The following is a 2,901-nucleotide window of genomic DNA, read 5'->3' as shown; positions in this document are numbered from 1 at the left end:
AAAAATATTATTTCTATATTTACCGCAACACAAATTTTTATCTTTATTAAATCGACATGAAAGCATTCTTTCTCCCCTTATTGTTTGTGCTGGTTTTGACAGCACCAGTAGTTCAGGCACAAGGAACAGCTAAAGAGGAAAATCAGGCTGCCAATTCGCTGTCAGGCCAGTTCAACAACCTGAAGAGCAAGTCCAATTCCTACATGGAAGGCAACAGAGAGTATAAAGTGGTGAATGTTGGACTTCTAAACTCATTCTGGCAGAGTGTACAGGCTACGATCAAGGAAACAGAGCAGAAGCAAATCAAAGATCTGAATGCGACAAAACAGGATCTGGCAGAGGCCCGCGCCACCATCGGAGAGCAGGCCAAACAGCTGGAAGCCCTTAAGCAGGACAATGCCAAAAAGGATGCAGCCGTGCAGCAGAGCGAGGATGAGGTCAACAATATCTCCGTACTGGGTCTTGGCATCCACAAGCAGGTATACGTGATCATCAATACTTCTATTATCGCCCTCCTGCTCATTGTGCTGGGAATCATCTTTACGCAGTATAAGAGCAGCAAAAGGGTGACCGATGAGAAGAAAAAAGAATTTGATGCGATTGACCAGGAGTACAATGAGTACAAAAAGAATGCCCGGGAAAGAGAGCTCAAAATCAAACGAGAACTGCAGACAGAAATGAACCTGGTGGCAGAACTCAATGAGCAGGTTGCTGCACTCCAAAAGAAAGCACACGTCTAGCAGCTAAATGCTCTATACCGGAAACAGGTATAGCCTAAAACAGAACACGCCGCTCCTTTAGCCTGAAGGAGCGGCGTGTTCTGTTTTAGGAAGCCTGGTGCTTACACCTTTACATCAGGGCCATAAGTGGTCATAAAACTTTTGCTTCCTTTTACGGGGTTTGTCCTTGCCATACATGTAGTATACCAGGTAGCCAACAGCATATAATGCCAGAACTGAAGCTATAATCACGATTTCCATATATACCTATACGAAAATTCAGTAAAAAGTATATACCTCTTCTCCACTTGTTAAGAAGGTGTGGCTGTCTGCCGGCTACTGGCTTTTAGTGCCCGACAGCTTCCTTTTCAGGAACTCAGCCGTGGCCGCATTGATCCGGATCGCATTGCTATACTTCATCCAGTGGTGGGTATCATCTACGATCACTAGGGTTTCGTACGCTACGCCGGCAGTTTCCAGTCGCCGTACCATGTCTATACTTTCCCTGAACTCCACGTTGCGGTCATCATCTCCGTGTATGAGCAGAACAGGCGACTTCCAGGTGCTGACATAGGCCGCCGGCGAGGATTCCCACATGACTTTAGCAGCCGAATCGGCATCAGGAGCACGCTCGTAGCGGTTGGGGGCCACCAACCTGCTGATGCCTCCGTCGCTCAGATCGCTCATGCCATGAATGTCGACGCCAGCAGCAAAAAGGTCAGAATCGCGACCCAGCGCCAGTGCCGTCAGATAGCCGCCATAGGAGCCGCCGTATACCCCGATGCGGGAGGCGTCGATCTCCGGCTGCTTTGCCAACCAGGTAGCTGCTGCTTTTATGTCCTTGTACTCGGAGGCACCGGCATCCCCTGCAGCTGCCGGGTGCTGAAAGTCATACCCATACCCTATCCCTAACCTGTAATTCACCGACAGTACGGCAAACCCCAGGCTGGCCAGGTACTGGTTGAGCGCATAAACATTGGCATAATATTCAGAATAGTGCCAGCCCAGCATCATCTGCCGGGAAGGCCCGCCGTGTATGTACACAATCGCCGGTTTTTTACCACTCCCTCCACCCTGCGGCTCAAACAACTGGGCATGGACTGTAAGCCCATCCGGTGCGGTATACTTTACCTGCTTGGGCGTAACCAGGCGCCGCTGCGGATAATCTTTTGGGATAAGATCCTCTCCGAGGAGTTTTACTTTGCCTTTGTGGAACTTCATAACAGCAGGAAGAGGAGGGCGCTGGGCTGTCGCACTCACCATTGCGATGGTCTGTCCGTCACCCGTCACCACCGGTGTCCACTCCAAGCCTTTGCCAGGCGTCAGCACTTCCATGGCCGCTTTATGAACCGGCACCCGCGCCACGTGTCTTCTGTCGATATCCAGTTCATCCGGGCCGGTATTGGCACTGAATAACAGCCATTGGCGGTCGGGGCTCAGACTGATGTGCTCTGCCATAAACTTGCCCGGTGTGAGCAGCAGGGGTTTGCCGCCGGTAGCAAGTATAGAATACAGGTGTGGCCAGCCATCCTGGTAAGAAAGGAAAACGATCCGGTCATGCGCAGCCCAGTGCAGGTTAAAACGGCCTTGTGAGGCAGGTATAGAACCCGGCAGTGTGGCAGGTGCTTTCCATAGTTCCGTGGCCTGGCCTGTATTTACATCAGCGGTCCAGATAGACCAGGGCCTGTGTTGCCTTTCCAGGTAAGGAGCCGGTGCGCCTCCGGTACCCTGTGTGCGCACAAACACGATCCTGGAGCCATCCGGTGACCAGCGAGGCGACAGATCTCGGGCAAATGAGGGTGCCATCCAGGTAATAGATGTAGCGGTGTCGGTATAGATGCCGATAAAAGAATGTGCTCCCCGGTTGGAGACGAACACCAAACGCGACCCGTCCGGCGACCACTCCATAGAGCTTGTGTTGCCACGCGCCGTGAAAATATTCTGAGCAGGTACGGCGCCGTCCAGGTGAGCCAGCCAGGCCTGCCCGTTCTTAATGTAAACGACGCGCTTACTGTCAGGCGAAATAAGCGGTTCATCTCCTTCGGCTATCTCGCGGGGATCACCTCCTCCAAAGGGAACGGCCCAGATTTTAACCCTCGGCGCCTGCGGTTCAGACAACACATTCACCGGATCACCCTCCTGCCAAATAGAGCCATGCTCCCCTCCCCTTACATAGACCACC

The 2,901-nt window shown here is 52.2% G+C and carries 2 protein-coding genes; one reads left to right on the top strand and one right to left on the bottom strand.

The window, feature by feature from the left end; genetic code table 11:
• Positions 1–56 precede the first annotated feature (56 nt).
• Positions 57–740 (top strand): hypothetical protein, encoded by a 684-nt coding sequence (locus OB13_RS16315; protein ID WP_461491242.1) that lies wholly within the window; start codon positions 57–59, stop codon positions 738–740.
• A 315-nt stretch (positions 741–1,055) separates the two neighbouring features.
• Here the strand turns inward: OB13_RS16315 and OB13_RS16310 are convergent.
• On the bottom strand, positions 1,056–2,901 hold a 1,846-nt coding region (locus OB13_RS16310; RefSeq protein ID WP_461491241.1), incomplete at its 5' end, for a S9 family peptidase.

This window comes from Pontibacter sp. HJ8 (assembly GCF_054824225.1).
This window is presented reverse-complemented; position numbering and strand designations above follow the sequence as displayed.

Bases quoted from the DNA above. Each gene is read 5' to 3' on its own strand.
- OB13_RS16315 (WP_461491242.1), top strand. From the start codon at position 57: ATGAAAGCATTCTTTCTCCCCTTATTGTTTGTGCTGGTTTTGACAGCA.